At 63.0% G+C, this 15,676-nt stretch carries 20 protein-coding genes; 14 read left to right on the top strand and 6 right to left on the bottom strand.

Translation table 11 applies throughout. The features are described from left to right. Positions 1–34: 34 nt before the first annotated feature. Both CO656_RS23210 and CO656_RS23205 read left to right on the top strand, forming a co-directional pair. Positions 35–772, top strand: coding sequence for a helix-turn-helix transcriptional regulator (locus tag CO656_RS23210; protein ID WP_037423873.1), 738 nt, complete (start codon positions 35–37; stop codon positions 770–772). Between the two features lie 10 nt (positions 773–782). Beyond that, positions 783–1,523, top strand: coding sequence for a helix-turn-helix transcriptional regulator (locus CO656_RS23205; protein WP_037423875.1), 741 nt, complete (start codon positions 783–785; stop codon positions 1,521–1,523). A gap of 197 nt (positions 1,524–1,720) precedes the next feature. Here CO656_RS23205 and CO656_RS23200 read toward each other — a convergent pair whose 3' ends face one another. The 6 genes from CO656_RS23200 to motA all read right to left on the bottom strand — a co-directional run bounded on the left by CO656_RS23200 (position 1,721) and on the right by motA (position 6,952). Next, positions 1,721–2,167, bottom strand: a complete 447-nt coding sequence (locus tag CO656_RS23200; RefSeq protein ID WP_179864829.1) for a hypothetical protein — start codon at positions 2,165–2,167, stop codon at positions 1,721–1,723. Beyond that, positions 2,164–3,246, bottom strand: a complete 1,083-nt coding sequence (flhB, locus tag CO656_RS23195; protein WP_037423880.1) for a flagellar biosynthesis protein FlhB — start codon at positions 3,244–3,246, stop codon at positions 2,164–2,166. The genes CO656_RS23200 and flhB overlap by 4 nt, the downstream gene beginning before the upstream one ends. Before the next feature lie 188 nt (positions 3,247–3,434). After that, positions 3,435–4,466 (bottom strand): flagellar motor switch protein FliG, encoded by a 1,032-nt coding sequence (fliG, locus tag CO656_RS23190; protein ID WP_097527280.1) that lies wholly within the window; start codon positions 4,464–4,466, stop codon positions 3,435–3,437. 27 nt (positions 4,467–4,493) lie between these two features. Continuing rightward, positions 4,494–5,066 carry a flagellar motor switch protein FliN gene (gene fliN, locus CO656_RS23185; RefSeq protein WP_179864828.1) on the bottom strand — a complete coding sequence of 191 codons (573 nt, stop codon included), beginning with the start codon at positions 5,064–5,066 and terminating at the stop codon, positions 4,494–4,496. A gap of 54 nt (positions 5,067–5,120) precedes the next feature. Continuing rightward, on the bottom strand, positions 5,121–6,068 hold the full coding sequence (locus CO656_RS23180) for a FliM/FliN family flagellar motor switch protein (protein ID WP_097527298.1): 948 nt from the start codon (positions 6,066–6,068) through the stop codon (positions 5,121–5,123). A 5-nt stretch (positions 6,069–6,073) separates the two neighbouring features. Continuing rightward, positions 6,074–6,952, bottom strand: coding sequence for a flagellar motor stator protein MotA (gene motA / locus CO656_RS23175; RefSeq protein WP_037378598.1), 879 nt, complete (start codon positions 6,950–6,952; stop codon positions 6,074–6,076). Between the two features lie 182 nt (positions 6,953–7,134). Between motA and CO656_RS23170 the strand changes: the two genes are divergently transcribed. The 12 genes from CO656_RS23170 (at position 7,135) to flgH (ending at position 15,671) form a co-directional block, all read left to right on the top strand. Continuing rightward, positions 7,135–7,914 carry a DUF1217 domain-containing protein gene (locus tag CO656_RS23170; RefSeq protein ID WP_097527297.1) on the top strand — a complete coding sequence of 260 codons (780 nt, stop codon included), beginning with the start codon at positions 7,135–7,137 and terminating at the stop codon, positions 7,912–7,914. 1 nt (position 7,915) lies between these two features. Continuing rightward, the gene (gene flgF / locus CO656_RS23165) at positions 7,916–8,641 is read left to right on the top strand and encodes a flagellar basal-body rod protein FlgF (RefSeq protein WP_037423892.1); all 726 of its coding nucleotides are present in this window, start codon (positions 7,916–7,918) and stop codon (positions 8,639–8,641) included. Between the two features lie 71 nt (positions 8,642–8,712). Continuing rightward, the gene (gene fliI, locus CO656_RS23160) at positions 8,713–10,113 is read left to right on the top strand and encodes a flagellar protein export ATPase FliI (protein WP_097527278.1); all 1,401 of its coding nucleotides are present in this window, start codon (positions 8,713–8,715) and stop codon (positions 10,111–10,113) included. A 2-nt stretch (positions 10,114–10,115) separates the two neighbouring features. Then, the gene (locus CO656_RS23155; RefSeq protein ID WP_097527277.1) at positions 10,116–10,667 is read left to right on the top strand and encodes a flagellar protein; all 552 of its coding nucleotides are present in this window, start codon (positions 10,116–10,118) and stop codon (positions 10,665–10,667) included. 181 nt (positions 10,668–10,848) lie between these two features. Next, positions 10,849–11,229, top strand: coding sequence for a flagellar basal body rod protein FlgB (gene flgB, locus CO656_RS23150; RefSeq protein WP_037378607.1), 381 nt, complete (start codon positions 10,849–10,851; stop codon positions 11,227–11,229). Between the two features lie 5 nt (positions 11,230–11,234). Continuing rightward, positions 11,235–11,654, top strand: a complete 420-nt coding sequence (flgC, locus tag CO656_RS23145) for a flagellar basal body rod protein FlgC (protein WP_037423898.1) — start codon at positions 11,235–11,237, stop codon at positions 11,652–11,654. Then, complete coding sequence (locus CO656_RS23140; RefSeq protein ID WP_037423901.1) at positions 11,654–11,989, top strand: flagellar hook-basal body complex protein FliE; 336 nt, start codon at positions 11,654–11,656, stop codon at positions 11,987–11,989. The genes flgC and CO656_RS23140 overlap by 1 nt, the downstream gene beginning before the upstream one ends. Before the next feature lie 11 nt (positions 11,990–12,000). Continuing rightward, on the top strand, positions 12,001–12,789 hold the full coding sequence (flgG, locus tag CO656_RS23135) for a flagellar basal-body rod protein FlgG (RefSeq protein ID WP_014761102.1): 789 nt from the start codon (positions 12,001–12,003) through the stop codon (positions 12,787–12,789). A 17-nt stretch (positions 12,790–12,806) separates the two neighbouring features. Then, the gene (gene flgA, locus CO656_RS23130; RefSeq protein WP_083854238.1) at positions 12,807–13,316 is read left to right on the top strand and encodes a flagellar basal body P-ring formation chaperone FlgA; all 510 of its coding nucleotides are present in this window, start codon (positions 12,807–12,809) and stop codon (positions 13,314–13,316) included. Next, complete coding sequence (locus CO656_RS23125; RefSeq protein ID WP_097527276.1) at positions 13,313–14,428, top strand: flagellar basal body P-ring protein FlgI; 1,116 nt, start codon at positions 13,313–13,315, stop codon at positions 14,426–14,428. Before flgA ends, CO656_RS23125 begins: the two co-directional genes overlap by 4 nt. Then, positions 14,425–14,964 carry a MotE family protein gene (locus CO656_RS23120; protein ID WP_037423907.1) on the top strand — a complete coding sequence of 180 codons (540 nt, stop codon included), beginning with the start codon at positions 14,425–14,427 and terminating at the stop codon, positions 14,962–14,964. Before CO656_RS23125 ends, CO656_RS23120 begins: the two co-directional genes overlap by 4 nt. Further along, complete coding sequence (gene flgH / locus CO656_RS23115; RefSeq protein ID WP_097527275.1) at positions 14,961–15,671, top strand: flagellar basal body L-ring protein FlgH; 711 nt, start codon at positions 14,961–14,963, stop codon at positions 15,669–15,671. The genes CO656_RS23120 and flgH overlap by 4 nt, the downstream gene beginning before the upstream one ends. Positions 15,672–15,676: the final 5 nt, after the last annotated feature.

Below are 15,676 nucleotides of genomic sequence, written 5' to 3'. Positions count from 1 at the left end.
AGGGGCGTCGAATTCGGCACGGGGGCTGAAAGTCATGGAAATTACACAGACTAGCGCGGCCTGGTCTTTGCAGACCGCCGCGCCGCGCATGAGCAGTCGCGGCATATCGCGTGAACAATTGATCCGCAGGCTCGGGGAAGCTGCCGCGCGCAGCAGCCTCGCCAACGGGCTGGCGATCCTGACGGAATATGTCGGAGCGACCCACTACCTGCTCGCTCGCCACGGTCTGTCGCAGGACGGCGGACTTGATTTCGTCCTGTGTTCCGATTGGCCCTTCGACGTCGTTCGGCGTCTATCGGGCATCGTCATCGGCCTAAACGCCAGGACGACCGAGTTGGAAAAATGTCTGGCGGCGCTGCAGCCCTGCTTCCAGGTCCTGCCGGACGACATCGATCTGCCGCGCGGGGTCAATCGTTCCTACTGCTCCGTCTCGTTCAATGTCGGCCGCTCCCGTTACTCGTTGATGCTGCTGTTCCCCGAGGACGTCATCCTCTCCCAGGAAGGGCTGCGCGATATCGCCGTGCTCGCAAGCTATCTCGCAAGTTTCAAGGCCGATGGCGGAGTACGGCAGGACCGGGACTTCGAGCTGACCGAGCGCGAGCTCGAATGCCTGTACTGGATTGCCGAAGGCAAGACGAGCGAGGAGATCGCCGTCATCCTCGGCATCTCCCGCAACACGATCAACAACTACATCACCAGCGTCATGCGCAAGACCGCGACGCGCACCAGGTCGGAAGCCATCGCCCACGCCGTCCGGCACAATCTGGTATAGGAGCGCGACGATGATGCACCTGGATTCGGAGAACCGCTCGGACGATGCCCGGCTCGGCCGCAGCGCGCGCGCGGCACGTGCGGCGACTCTGGTCACGCGGCTGCAGGCGATGCAGCGGCAGATCAATGCGAAGAATTTCGCCGTCCTGCGCGTCAATGGAAGAGGGATGCCGGCGACGCGCAAGCTCACCTGCGTCCTGCACAATTGGGGTGCCGCTTCCGAAGCGAATGCGCATGAACTTCTCAAGGTCTACGGCGAGGAACTGCTCCAGCACCTCGATCGATCGCCGCTGGCGCTGCTGTGGGACGGCCAGGGAGAGCATCAGGCAGCCGACGTTTCCGACACGGCGCTTTTCTCGCAGCGGCTGAAGGGGCGGCAGCTCTCCTATTCGGGCATCGCCTTCCCGATACGGCTCGGCGCCCAGGGCAACGGCTATGTGGTCTTCGCCGGCAGCTATATCGACGCGCCGGCGGAACAGATCCTCGACTTGCACGGCCGCTGCGCACAGGTGATGACCGACATGCTGGCGGCCGACGAACGACGCCTGTTCAAGGGCGAGAGCCTCAGCGACCGCGAGATCGCTTGCCTACAGATGGCCGGCGACGGCTATATCAGCGAGGAAATCGCCGAGAAGATGGGCTTGTCCGTTCACACCGTGAACGCCTATCTCGGCGCCGCCACGACGAAGCTCGATTCGGTCAATCGCATCCAGGCGATCGCCAAGGCCATACGGCTCGGCTATATCAGCTAAAATTCGCGAGGCATTTCAGTAAATTGCCCCCTCACCCGGCCTGCCGCCCCCTTCTCCCCGCAAGCGGGGCGAAGGGGGACTCGCTGCGCCGTCCGGTCTTGCGGGAACAGCAGCAAATATGCCGGCGCGTCCCCTCTCCCCGCCTGCGGGGAGATGGGGCTAGCGTGAGGGGCGATTCTGAGGAGACGGCTGCCCGACTAACTCGCTAGCGGCAGAGGATAGGATTTGACGAATTTCGCCTCTTCCAGGCTCCTGGCGAGGAAGGCGGTATTCTCGTCCGGATCGGTCGAGGGATGCTGGAAATTGATGTGGCTGATCTCGATGCCGGCCGCTTCGCCGGCAAGCACGAGGCGCGCATAGACCGTCACGCCGCGGGGCTTCAACTCGAGGTCCAAAATGATTTCGGGGCAGGTGTTCCAGTCGAGATTGTAGTTGCCGCCAAGGCCGAAATTCACCGTCCCCGGCAGGAAGTAGAGTTCCGCCGCCGATTCCACGAGATCGGCGAGGCTCGCATAGGACTCGAACCGCAGGAGCGCGATGAAGTCCGCAGCGTCGATCAGGCGCAGTTCTGTCGCTACCGGACGAATCGCCTCTGCCACTAGTCTTTCGCGTTTTTCGGAGAATTCGCACTTCTTCAAGATCATGTCACCCGTTTTTGTTGCGGCTGAACTGCGTAAACCCGGTGAATGAGTTCGGCGACTGCCTTGTAAAACACCGGTGGAATGACACTATCTACCGAGACTTGTGCAAACATGGAGCGTGCGAGCGGCGGATCCTCGAAGACCGGAATGCCGTTTTTCTCGGCGATCTCGCGGATCTTCAGGGCGACAAGATCCTGCCCCATGGCGACGACGACGGGCGCATCGTTTTCTTCGCGCACGTAGCGCAGCGCGACCGCATAGTGGGTCGGGTTGGCGATCACCAGCGTGGCACGCGGCACGGAGCCGATCATGCGCTTGCGGGCACGATCCCGCTGCATCGACCGCAGTCGCGACTTGACGATCGGATCGCCCTGCGACTGCTTAAGTTCCTCCTTCACCTCCTGCTTCGTCATCCTCAGCTCGCTGTACCAGTGATGCCGGGTCCAAAAGAGATCGACAATCGCCAGCACCGCGGTGGCAAGCAGCACGACGGTGACGATCTGCTTCAGGTCGGAGGTCATGGTGGCGAAGATCGTCACCGGATCCGAGAACATCAGATCGAGCGTGGCGAAATAGTCGTTCCACAGCACCAGGACGACGATGAGCGACACGACGATGATCTTGAACAGCGACTTGGCGAACTCCACCAGCCCTGGAACGCCGAAAATGCGCTTGAAGCCGGCGATCGGCGACACGCGGTTCATGTTGGGCATGATCCGGTCGAGCACCGGCCGGGGCAGGTTCTGGAAGATCGACGAGCCGACGCCGAAGATGATGAGCAGCAGGAAGATCGGAATGACCAGGCCCGCCGACTTCAGGATGACGTGCGAGATCAATCCGACGGCATCCGTTGCCGTTTCGAGCCGCCAGGCTTCCGGCTGCTCGAATATGTCCTTGAGAGCCTCGGCCGTGCTCGCCGCACCATCGGAAAGAAAGAAGACGATGAAGATGTAGACCGCGAGGGTCGAGGCGAAGGCGGTCACTTCGCGGGAAAAGGGGATATTGCCCTTCTCGGCCGCATCGGAGAGTTTTTTCTCCGACGGCGCTTCCGTTTTACTGTCCTTGTCCTGATCTTCCGACATGAAACAGGAAGTTCCCATCCTGGCCAGGAGCCGCGGCCGCCCTCAATCGGCCGAGGCCGACGTGCTCCACAACCCTTGTCGTGGACCGCGCGTGCCTCATGCGCAAGAGCCGAAAGCCAAGAAGGCGGCCGGCTCAACAGAAATCAGACAAGTGGAAGGGGTGAGACCCGCCTGGGAAGAATCCGCGATCAGGCAGCTTCCGATTCCTTTTCCTTGAGCTCGAGCTGCCCGCTGGCTGCAAGCCGAATCGCTTCCTGGGTGATCGAGCGCCGGGCGATGGCGATGTCACGCGGGTTAATGCCGGCATCGCCGACCGCAAGGTCCGATTCGATCATGCGCCGCTGGCGTGCGCCGACGGATGCGAGGACCGATTCGCGCAGTTCCGGCGCCGAGCCCCTGAGCGCCATGGTGATGATGTCGGTCGAGACGTCGTTGAAGAGCTGCACTCGGCTTCTCTGCGGCATGTAGAGAATGTCGTCGAACAGGAAGATCTTCGGCCGAACTTTCTTGGCGGAATCGGTGTTGATCGTTTCCAGCGAGGCGAGCAGCGTGTCCACCTGCTTCTTCTCGAGTTCGTTCATCACCTCGGCGATCTTCGCCGGGCCGGGCGAATTGCGCTCGGCCTCCATCGCGTCGATCATCTCGATGACGCGCGTCTCGATGATGGAGGCAGCCTTCGGGCTGACATTCTTCATGTTGACGGCGCGGTTGAGAATGTCCGGGCGCTGTTTGTCCGACAGCTGCAGCAGCACCTTGGCGCCGAAGCTAGAAGGCATCATCGAAAGCACATAGGCGATCGTCTGCGGATGTTCCTTGGCGAGCGAGTCGGCAACGGCGACCGGATCGCATTCCTGCAGCCGGTCCCAGATGCTTGCCTCGTAGGACTGGAAGGTGGCGCGCCGCCCCAGCAGGCCGTCGACCTCGTCCGGCGTCAGGCCCTCTTCGAGAATGCTCTCCATCGCCTTGGCGTTGTCCATCAGGCCGGCGCCTTCGGTGAACAGATCCTCGAACTCGTTGACCAGCGCCTCGAGCTCGTGGGGAGGGATGGCGCGCAGCGACTGGGCCGCGGCGATGATTGCCTGCAATTCGCTCTGCGTGAAGAATTTCAATAGTTTACCGGCCACGGATTTCCCCATGGCGAGCAGCACGGCGGCGGCCTTTTCCGTCTGACTGAGCGGTGTTGCCAGTGCCTGCCCTTCGAAACTTTCGAAATCCATCATGGATTCATCCCTCGCCCGATCATCGGGCTATTTCTTGCTGCCCTTTATCTCGATGAGCTTGACGCCGAACCGGGTCACGTCGCCCTCGAGTACGGTAATCTCGCCACGGCCGATCACCCGGCCGTTGACCATGATCTCGACCGGCTCGCCGATCCTGCGGTCGAGCGCGATCGTTGCGCCCTCGGTCAGGCCCATTAGGCCGGAGACCTGCATTCGACTGGTGCCGAGGACGATCTGGACATCGATCGGAATGTCCATGATCAGGTCCATATTGGACGCCATGCCGCTGCCCGGCGCAGCGCCTGACGCAGCACCGAAATCGTCGCCGCCGAAATCGCTGCCGGCAAAACCGGCACCCATATCGAGACCGCCGCCGAGGGACGTGTCAGCGAAATCGCCGCCGAAGCCGCCGGCACCGAGATCGCCGCCGAAATCCCCGGCCTGGCCAAAAGGTTCGGCGGCAGCGAAATCGCCGCCGAAATCCGTTGCCGCACCGTCCTGCTTGAGAACGCCGCGCAGGTCGTCGATTGCCTGGTCGAGCTCGGCGTCTCCCGCAAAGGCGGCCTGTTCTTCGATGGATGCTGCTTTCTTGCGTACCATGTGCGGATCATTCCAGTTGAAGCTTGCCTCAGGCATTCTGCGATGCGAGGCCGGTTAACTCATGATGTGGCGAAGGATGTCCTCTTCGGACCCGTGCGTGTCCTTGATGCGGACCGTGTATCGCGCCCCCGACCGGCCGAACTCACAGACATAGAGATCGCGACCGTTGGCGTTGACCTCGACCCGCACGTCCTGGCCGTCATGGAAGGGGATCACGTCTCCGGGCTGCAGCCGGCTGATCGTATCGAGCGTCAGGTTTTCCAGTTGGATGCGCGCCTCGAGCGTCACGGCCGAGCGGCGAATCTGCTCCTCGAGCTGCTCGCTCCAATCCGTCTTCATACTGTCGTTTTGTCCGGCGCTCCGGGACGGGACGATCTGGGTCTTGAGCAGCACGCTTTGCGGAACGATCACCGAAAAGGTGGAAAGCACCGGCCCCAGCCCGCAGGTCATGTCGATCGAGGCGGCGTAGACGTCCTCGATGGCCGGGTCGGGCGGCAGCCGTTCGGCACCGTTATGTGGCCGGTCGACCACCGGCTCGAAGCCGCCCGGCGCATTGACCGCCATGCGTACGACCTCGGCGATGGCCTCGAACACCGGCACCGCCACGTCGATCTCGATCTTTGAGAGTGCCCGCGGCAGCGGCTCCTCGATGTCGGTGGGCTCGGCGCCGAGCAGGGCTTCGACGAGAGTGATGAGAACCGGGCTGTCGCAGCCGATCTGGAAATCGGCGCACCAGTTGCGCAGCGAAACGTCGCTGAGCAGAACCGCTTCTCCGAGTTCGGCGATGAGTTCGTTCCTGAGCCCCATCTTGAAGCCGGCATAGCCGATGGCAATGTCGTGTCGCGTCTCCTGCTTGAGCAAATCGGGGAGCCGGTCGCTGAAGACGTGGCCGAGATCGAGAGCGATGCGGCCGATGGTCTTGTCGTCGCCGAGCGCGCCGGTCATGCGCGCCAGCAGTCTCTTGTCGAAAGCGTAGACGTTCGATGCGGTGCTCGGATTCATGATGTTCAAGCCGCCTTGCTTTCGCCGCCGCCGCCCGGGTTCATCATCTCCTGCTCGACCGCATCGATCGACGGTCGCTCATAGGCGGAGATCGTCTTGCGGCCATATTCGAGGGCGACCTGGGGAACGGAGCCATTCATGTAGGCAAGCAATGTCTGCTTGACGATGACGTAGAGCCGGTTCTGCTTTTCGCGCACGGCCTTGATGTTGGCGACGAGCGGACCGACGATCGAGTAAGAGAGGAAGACGCCGAGCAGCGTTCCGACGAGTGCGGCGGCGATCTTCGCGCCCAGCACTTCCGGTGCCTCGCTTATGGCGCCCATCGCCTTGATCACCCCGAGAACCGCCGCGACGATGCCGATCGCCGGCAGCGCATCGCCCATGCTCGTCAAGGCGTGATAGCACTTCATCTTGTCATGAGTGATCGTATGGATCTCCTCGTCCATCAGCGCCTCGATCTCGTGCGAGCGGGCATTGCCGATGATGATGAGCCGCACATAGTCGCAGATGAACGCCGTCAGCTCCTTGTTCTGCAGGACGGTCGGCGCGGATTGGAAGATCGGCGATTCCTCCGGGTTGTCGATGTGGGCCTCGATCTCGTTGCGCGACTTGGTTCTCAGGTCGCGCATCAGGCTGTAGAGCACGCCGAGCGTGTCGAGGTAGTGGCGCTCCTTCGGCACCTTGTGCCTGAACGCCTCGCCGAGCGCCTTGCCGGTATCCTTCACCACCTTCATCGAGTTGGCCATGATGAAGCCGCCGATGCCGGCCCCGCCGATGATCATCAGCTCGAAAGGCTGGTTGAGGACTTCCAGGTGACCGCCCATGGCGAGGTAGCCGCCGAGGATACAGCCGAAAGTCACAAGGAGCCCGATGATGATGTTCATTGTCGATACCTGTCGCGATCGTGATTTACCTACGACGGAATAGGATTTCTTCCTTGCGTGAGGCTGGCCGTGAGGCCCGCTCGCGACCGCCGCGCCGAACAGGTTCGCGCAAGCCAATAGAGGCAGGATTCGGCAAGGTCGGGCCATCGCGCCGGGCCGCCATTCCGGACAGGCGAGCGATCGTGACCACGACCTATACGAGCTACAAGCTGATAACCGCCGACCTTACGAGCTCGCTGGAGCGCGTCTCCGAGGAGCCGCAGGTGGCCCGCGAGACGGAATACTACCTTTCCAGGATCGGCAGCATCAAAACGCTCGACGAGTTCTTTGCCGACAGCCGGCTCTATGACTATGCGATGAAAGCGCACGGGCTGGAGGACATGGCCTACGCCAAGGCCTTCATGCGCAAGGTGCTGACGGAGGGTGTCGACAGCGAGGACGCCTTTGCCAACAAGCTGGCGGACAGTCGCTACAAGGCCTTGGTCGAATCGCTCAATTTCGCCCGGCATAGCGAGACGGCCACCTCCTTCGAACGCGCGCAGAAGGGCGTCGTCGACAAATACACGCGCCAGACGCTGGAGCAGAATGCCGGCGAGGAGAATACCGGTGTCAGGCTGGCGCTCTATTTCGAGCGCACGGCGCCATTGCTCACCAGCGGTTACGAGATCATTGCCGACGAGGCGCTGGCAAAGGTGGTGCGGACGGCGCTGCAGCTTCCCGAAGAATTTGCCGCGGCCGACGTCGATCGGCAGGCAGAAGCTTATGAGGAAGCAATCGACCTCAAGGATTTCCAGGATCCGGTGAAGCTCGCGGCCTTCATCGATCGCTTCACCGCCCTTTGGGAGATCAGCAATTCTTCCGACGGCTACGATCCCCTTGCGGTTTTCGGTTCTTCGAGCGGCTACGGAATTTCCCCCGACCTGCTCCTCTCCATCAACAATCTGAAACTCGGGGGACACTGACGTGCAGACCGGCCTCTATGTGGCGCTTTCATCGCAGATGGCGCTTGAGAAGCGCTTGAACACGCTTGCAGACAATATCGCAAATGCCAACACGGTCGGCTTCCGTTCCACGGAAGTGAAGTTCGACCAGGTGCTCGGCGATACGAAGCCGACCCGCGTTTCCTACGTGTCCGAAGGCGAGGAATATCTGAGCACCAGCAACGGCGCCCTGGCGCGGACCGGTTCTGCGCTCGACTTCGCCATAAAGGGGAACGCCTGGTTCAACATCGACACGCCCGGCGGCCCGGCGCTGACCCGCGACGGCCGCTTCACGCTGACGGAAACGGGCGAACTGGTGACCCTCAAGGGATATCCGGTGCTTGATGCGGGCGGTGCGCCGATCCAATTGAACGGCGGAGCGGGCGAGATCACCGTCGGTGCCGACGGGGCTATCCACCAGAACGGCGCCCAGGTCGCGCTGCTTGGCCTCTACGAGGCGGATTTCTCCAGCGGCTTCGTCCGCTATGACAACAGCGCTGTGATGCCGGCCGCTCAAGCGCAGCCCGTCGTCGACCGCTTCGATGTCGGCGTGATGCAGGGCTTCCTCGAAGAATCGAACGTCAATGCCGTCCAGGAAATGACGCAGCTCATCATGGTGACCCGCGCCTTCGACAATGTCACGGCCCTGATGCGCGACAGCGAAGGGTCGCTTGAAGAGGCGATCAAGACGCTGGGCGGCGAGCGCTAGGCGAACGAAGGAAAGTGTGAAGCGGCTCCCGGCGAGACAGCCGGGCCGGGCCGATCGCAACGGGAATCTGCATGGAAAGACAAGGCTCTGACATCATTCCGGCTTCGACCTCGTTGGCGGCGCTTGCCGGCCTCGTCGAGCGCTATGCCAAGCCCGATTTTTCGATCGCTCCCGGCGGCCATGTCCAGACGATCTCGCCGGGGCATTATACCGTCAGCGGTCTTTCCCGGCATGTGCGGCTCGGGGATTTCGTGGCGCATAAGAGCGCGACCGGCACCCATCTCGGCGAAGTCGTGCGCGTCGAACCGGAGCGGGTCGTCGTCTGCCCGATCGAGCCCGGCGATCCGATCGGCATCCACGATACCGTCATCCGCAAAGGCGCTTTCCGCATCGCGCCGACCGACAATTGGTGCGGCCGTACGATCAATGCGCTGGCCGAGCCGATCGATTGTCTGGGCCCGCTGATGCAGGGCGATATTCGCCGTTCGATCTCCAATACCGCGCCGCCGTCGATGACCCGCAGGCGGGTCGAACAGGGGTTCAAGACCGGTGTGCGCGCCGTCGACATCTTCTCGCCGCTCTGCCTCGGCCAGCGCCTCGGCATCTTCGCCGGCTCCGGCGTCGGCAAGTCGACGCTGCTTTCGATGCTGGCGCGCGCCGACGCCTTCGACAAGGTGGTGATTGCGCTGGTCGGCGAACGCGGCCGTGAAGTGCGCGAATTCATCGAGGATACGCTCGGCGACAATCTCGCCAAGTCGGTTGCCGTCGTCGCCACCAGCGACGAGAGCCCGATGCTGAGGAAAATGGCGCCGCTGACGGCGGTGACGATCGCCGAGCACTACCGCGACAAGGGCGACAACGTTCTCCTGATCGTCGACAGCGTGACGCGCTTCGCGCATGCGATCCGCGAGGTGGCGACGGCCGCCGGCGAGCCGCCGATCGCCCGCGGCTATCCGGCTTCGGTCTTCACCGAATTGCCGCGCCTGCTCGAGCGTGCCGGCCCCGGTGCAGAAGGCGCCGGCACGATTACCGCGATCATCTCGATCCTGGTCGACGGCGACAATCACAATGATCCGGTTGCCGATTCGGCCCGCGGCATTCTCGACGGTCACATCGTCCTCGACCGCAGCCTCGCCGAGGAAGGGCGCTATCCGCCGATCGATCCGCTGGCCTCGATCTCGCGCCTGGCAAGAAAAGCCTGGACGCCGGATCAGGAAAAGCTCGTCGCGCGGCTGAAGTCCCTCATTCATCGCTTCGAGGAGACCCGCGACCTGCGCCTGATCGGCGGCTACCGCGCCGGCGGCGACCCCGACCTCGACATGGCGATCAAACAGGTTCCCGTCATCTATGACGTCCTCAAGCAGACGCCCGGCGAGCGGTCCGCCGCCGACGCCTTCACCGACCTTGCCAATGCGCTGAAGGCAGCCGCCATGGGCAGCCAGCCCGCCTCAGGCATCCGGGCGAAGGGATAGCAATGACCGACAACGAAGCGGACGAAATCGTCCATCAGCGCCGGCGCGACGCCAAGATGCCGTTGACCGACAAGGTTCTCGGCGCGATCGGGTTGGCCATGGCCGCCTTTGCGACCTTCTTCCCCTGGTACGCCTTCCTGCACCAGGATCAGTTCTCGATCCCGCCGCTCTGGCAGGGAACGACGCGGGATCTGCCGGAGCGCCCCGGCCGCGGCGTTGTATCGGTTTCGCCGCTGGCGATGACCGACATGGACAAGGAGACCGCCGCGGCGATCGACCGGCTGACGACGGCGACTGTACCCGGGCTGGAGCATCAACCGGCGGCGGCCGCACATGAGCCGGAAGCCGGCCTGGAACAGCCCTTTCCCGAGCCGTCTGGCTTCAAGCTGATGCACGTCGCCAATGGAAGAGCGCTCATCGAGGACGCCACCGGCATGTATATCGTCCGGGTCGGTTCGGTCCTGCCGGACAACAGCCGGCTTGCCACCTTCGAAGAGCGGAACGGCCGCTGGGTGATGATCACCTCCAAGGGCGAGGTCTTCGAGTCGAGGTAGAGCGCTGCGTTGCACCTCGGCTCGGAGCTGCCGCATACGGCAGAATTCGGCGAGACAGCGCTTCGCCGCCAAAAAGGCCCCGCCGTGAATTCGTCGCATTTGGTTCCTCGTCCCAGGTTCCCGACAAGTCCCACGCAAGATTACCCGCCTAGGGTCCTCCTCATCTCATGAGGAGTATTCGATGGATCCGATTCAACTTTTCGAACTCGCGTCGCGCCAGGCCCAATGGTTGACGGTCCGCCAGAATGTCGTTGCCGGCAACATCGCCAATGCCAATACGCCGCATTACCAGGCCAAGGACGTCCAGCCTTTCGAAACCGTGCTCCAGAATACCGGCATCCAGATGGCGGCGACCCATCGCGCCCATTTCACCGAGAGCCCCGATGCCGCGCAGGTGACCGAGGTCAGCATGATCGACGATGTCGCCGTGCAGCAGTCCGGCAATACCGTCGCGATCGAGCAGGAAATGATGAAAACGGGCGAAATCAAGCGCGACTACGAACTCAATTCCGGGCTGGTGAAATCCTTTCACCGGATGATGCTCATGACCGTACGGAAGTAACATCCATGGATCCTTTGACCTCGGCACTCAAGGTTTCGGCTTCGGGCCTGCAGGCGGAATCGACGCGCCTGCGTGTCGTTTCCGAAAACATCGCCAATGCCCGCTCCACCGGCGACGTGCCCGGCGCCGATCCCTATCGCCGCAAGACGATTTCCTTTGCGGCGGAAGTCGACCGGGCGAGCGGCGCGTCGCTCGTCGAGATCCAGCGCCTCGGCACCGACGATTCGGATTTCAGCATCGAGTTCGATCCCGGCAATCCGGCGGCCGATGAGAAGGGCATGGTGAAAATGCCGAATGTCAACGTCCTGATCGAGATGGCGGACATGCGCGAAGCCAATCGCGCCTACGAGGCCAACCTGCAGACCATCAAGCAGTCCCGCGATCTCATCTCCCAGACAATCGACCTGTTGAGGGCTTCGCAATAATGATCGATGCAATTCAGTCCGTCGGCGCGTTTTCGAACCTGAAGGAGACCGAGGGCACCAGCCTGACCGGCTCGACCGCGCTTTCCCTGCCGGGCGCCGCAGCTTCCGCCCCGCAATCGCAGAGCTTCGCCGAAGTCCTCGGCACCATGACCACGGATGCCATCCGCTCGATGAAATCGGCCGAAGGAGCGTCGCTTCAGGCGATCCGCGGCGAGGCGAACACGCGTGAGGTCGTCGATGCGGTGATGAGTGCGGAACAGTCGCTGCAGACCGCCATCGCCGTCCGCGACAAGGTCGTCACCGCCTATCTCGAAATCGCCCGCATGCAGATCTGAGGGAACGTGACATGAAGGCCCTTTCCATCGCCGCCACGGGCATGAATGCCCAGCAGCTGAATCTCGAAGTCATCGCCAACAACATCGCCAATATCAACACGACCGGTTATAAGCGGGCGCGCGCGGAATTTTCGGACCTGCTCTACCAGACGGAGCGCGCCCAAGGCGTGCCGAACCGCTCGAACCAAGCAATCGTGCCGGAAGGCGCGATCGTCGGCCTCGGCGTGCAGACGGCCGCCGTCCGCAACCTCCATGTCCAGGGCAGCCTCGTCAACACCAGCAACGACCTCGACCTTGCGCTTGTCGGCCGCGGCTGGTTCCAGGTCGAAACGCCCAACGGCGAAACGGTCTATACCCGCTCGGGCGCCTTCAACACCAACGCGACCGGCCAGCTCGTCACCATCGACGGCTATACGGTGGTTCCCGGTATCACCGTGCCGCAGGACGCGACCGAGATCACCGTTTCCGCGTCCGGCCAGGTCCTCGTCAGAATTGGCGACGCGACCGAGACCCAGGAAATCGGCCAGCTGACGATCGCCAATTTCGTCAACGAAGCCGGACTGGAGCCGCAGGGCGAAAACCTCTTCAAGCAGACCGCGGCATCCGGCGAGCCGATCGTCGGCACGCCGGCCGATCCCGGCTTCGCGCAGGTCAAGCAGGGCTATCTGGAATCGTCCAACGTCGATCCGGTCAAGGAAATCACCGACCTGATCTCGGCCCAGCGCGCCTACGAAATGAACTCCAAGGTCATCCAGGCCGCGGACGAAATGGCCGCCACGGTGAGCAAGAACCTCAGGTAACGGAAAAAGGGGCAAACATGATGTTTCGCCGATCCGCCGCAAGGGTAGCAGTCGAGAGCCGCAAAGCGCGCTTCATGCGATCGCTCGCATCTGCGGCGATCGCCGCCGCGCTGCTGTCGCCGGGGCTCGCTGCCGCACAGCAGCCGACCGCCGTCATCCCGAAGCAGACCATCTATCCCGGCGAAACCATCGAGGCGAGCATGCTGGAAGTGGTCGACGTGACCAATCCGGATATCACCGACGGCTATGTCGGGTCGCTTGAAGAGGTCGAGGGAAAGGTGACGAAGCGCACGCTTCTGCCGGGACGGGTGATCCTCACCTCGGCGCTACGCGACCGATACGCGGTCGAGCGCGGCTCGACGGTTCGGCTGATCTTCAACAAGGGCGGGCTGACGATCACCGCCGCCGGCTCGCCGCTTGAAGACGCAGCGATCGGCGAACTGATCCGCGCGCGCAACATCGATAGCGGTGTCATCGTGTCCGGGACGGTGATGGCCGACGGCACGATCCATGTGGTGGCGAAATGATGGTGCGCATTTGTAAGTGGTTGCTGACCGTGTCCTTGCTGTTCGCGGCGACATTGACGCCCGCCTATGCCGCGTCGCGCATCAAGGACGTGGCCTCGCTGCAGGCCGGTCGGGACAACCAGCTGATCGGTTATGGCTTGGTGGTCGGGCTGCAGGGATCCGGCGACAGCCTGCGCTCCTCGCCGTTCACCGACCAGTCGATCCGCGCCATGCTGCAAAATCTCGGCATCTCGACCCAGGGCGGCGAGTCTCGGACGCGCAACGTCGCAGCGGTCCTCGTTACCGCGACGCTGCCGCCCTTCGCTAGTCCCGGCAGCCGCGTCGACGTCACCGTCGGTTCGCTTGGCGACGCGACGTCGCTGCGCGGCGGCACGCTGGTCATGACGTCGCTCTCCGGCGCCGACGGACAGATCTATGCGGTGGCCCAGGGCTCGATCGTGGTCACCGGCTTCAGTGCCCAGGGCGACGCGGCCGCTCTGTCGCAGGGCGTGACCACGGCCGGCCGCGTTCCGAACGGCGCGATCATCGAGCGCGAGCTGCCGTCGAAATTCAAGGACGGCTTCAACCTGGTGCTGCAATTGCGCAACCCGGACTTTTCCACCGCCGTCGGCATGGCAGCGGCGATCAACAAGTTTGCCGCCGCGCAGTTCGGCGGCCGCATCGCCGAAGCCATGGATTCCCAGTCAGTCCTCGTCCAGAAGCCGAAAATGGCCGATCTCGCCCGGTTGATGGCCGATATCGAGAATCTCGTCGTCGAAACGGACGTGCCCGCGCGCGTCGTCATCAACGAACGGACCGGCACGATCGTCATCGGCCAGGATGTACGCGTCAACGAAGTCGCGGTCAGCTACGGCACGCTGACGGTGCAGGTGACCGAAACGCCGACGGTGGTGCAGCCGGCGCCCTTCTCGCGCGGCGAGACGGCGGTCGAGCCGAATACCACGATCGAGGCGCAGGCGGACGGCGGCACCGTCGCGATCCTCAACGGGTCGAGCCTTCGCTTGCTCGTCGCGGGCCTCAACAGCATCGGCGTCAAGCCGGACGGAATCATCGCGATCCTGCAGAGCATAAAGACGGCGGGAGCCCTACAGGCGGAGCTTGTGCTGCAATGACCGGAACTCTCTCCCATCTTCTCGGCACATCTCGCCGTACGCTCGTGGCCGCGGCCGCGGCTACGCTGATGCTGACAATGCCGGGCGCCTTCGCACAGGACGTCACCGCGCCGCCGGTCGAAAACGGTGCAACGAACGAAATCCAGCAGTTCTGCACCAATATCGCCGACGCGGCGCGGGACCAGCGCTATCTGCTGCAGCGCAAGGACCTTGAAACCTTGCAGGCGAGTGTCGACGAACGCATCGCGGCGCTGGAAAAGCGCCGGGCCGAATACGAGGACTGGCTGAAACGCCGCAACGATTTTCTGAAGCAGGCGGAACTCGGGCTCGTCGATATCTACAAGACGATGAAGCCCGATGCGGCCGCCGGCAAGCTCGAGATGGTGCGCCCAGAGATCGCCGCTGCGATCGTCATGAAGCTGCCGGCGCGCCAGTCCTCGCTGATCCTCAGCGAGATGAGCGACGAAAAGGCCGCGGTGCTCACCAACATCATTTCCAGCGCCAGCGACCCGAACACCTCGAAGGAGCCATCATGAGACTGCAACTGACGGCCCTTCTGGCCGCAAGCCTCCTTGCAGGATGTCAGAATCAGGCGTTCAAGGAGATCGGCCAGGCGCCGTCGATGAGCCCGATCGGCAGCGGCCTGCAATACACCCAGACGCCGCAGCTCGCCAGTTATCCGAAGCAGCCGCATCAGATGACCGCCGGCTATTCGCTGTGGAACGACCAGCAGGCCGCTCTCTTCAAGGACGCCCGCGCCATCAATGTCGGCGATATTTTGACCGTCGACATCCAGATCGACGACAGGGCGTCCTTCAACAACGAGACAGACCGCAGCCGCACCAATTCCAGCGGCTTCAATCTCGGCGCCGCTGGCGAATCGCAGACCAGCGACTTCGAATGGTCCGGCAATCTCAAATACGGATCGAACACCAAGACCGAAGGGGACGGCAAGACCGAGCGCTCCGAAAAGCTCCGGCTGCTCGTCGCGGCCGTGGTCACCGGGGTGCTTGAAAACGGCAACCTGCTGATCAGCGGTTCGCAGGAAGTGCGCGTCAACCACGAATTGCGCATCCTCAACGTCGCCGGCATCGTCCGGCCGCGGGATGTCGATGCGGACAATATCATCTCCTATGACCGCATTGCCGAGGCCCGCATCTCCTATGGCGGCCGCGGCCGGCTGATGGAAGTGCAGCAGCCGCCATGGGGCCAACAGGTCGTGGATCTCGTCTCGCCGATCTGATCGGG

The organism is Sinorhizobium sp. FG01, from assembly GCF_002531875.1.
Classification (GTDB): domain Bacteria; phylum Pseudomonadota; class Alphaproteobacteria; order Rhizobiales; family Rhizobiaceae; genus Sinorhizobium; species Sinorhizobium fredii_C.
This window is presented reverse-complemented; position numbering and strand designations above follow the sequence as displayed.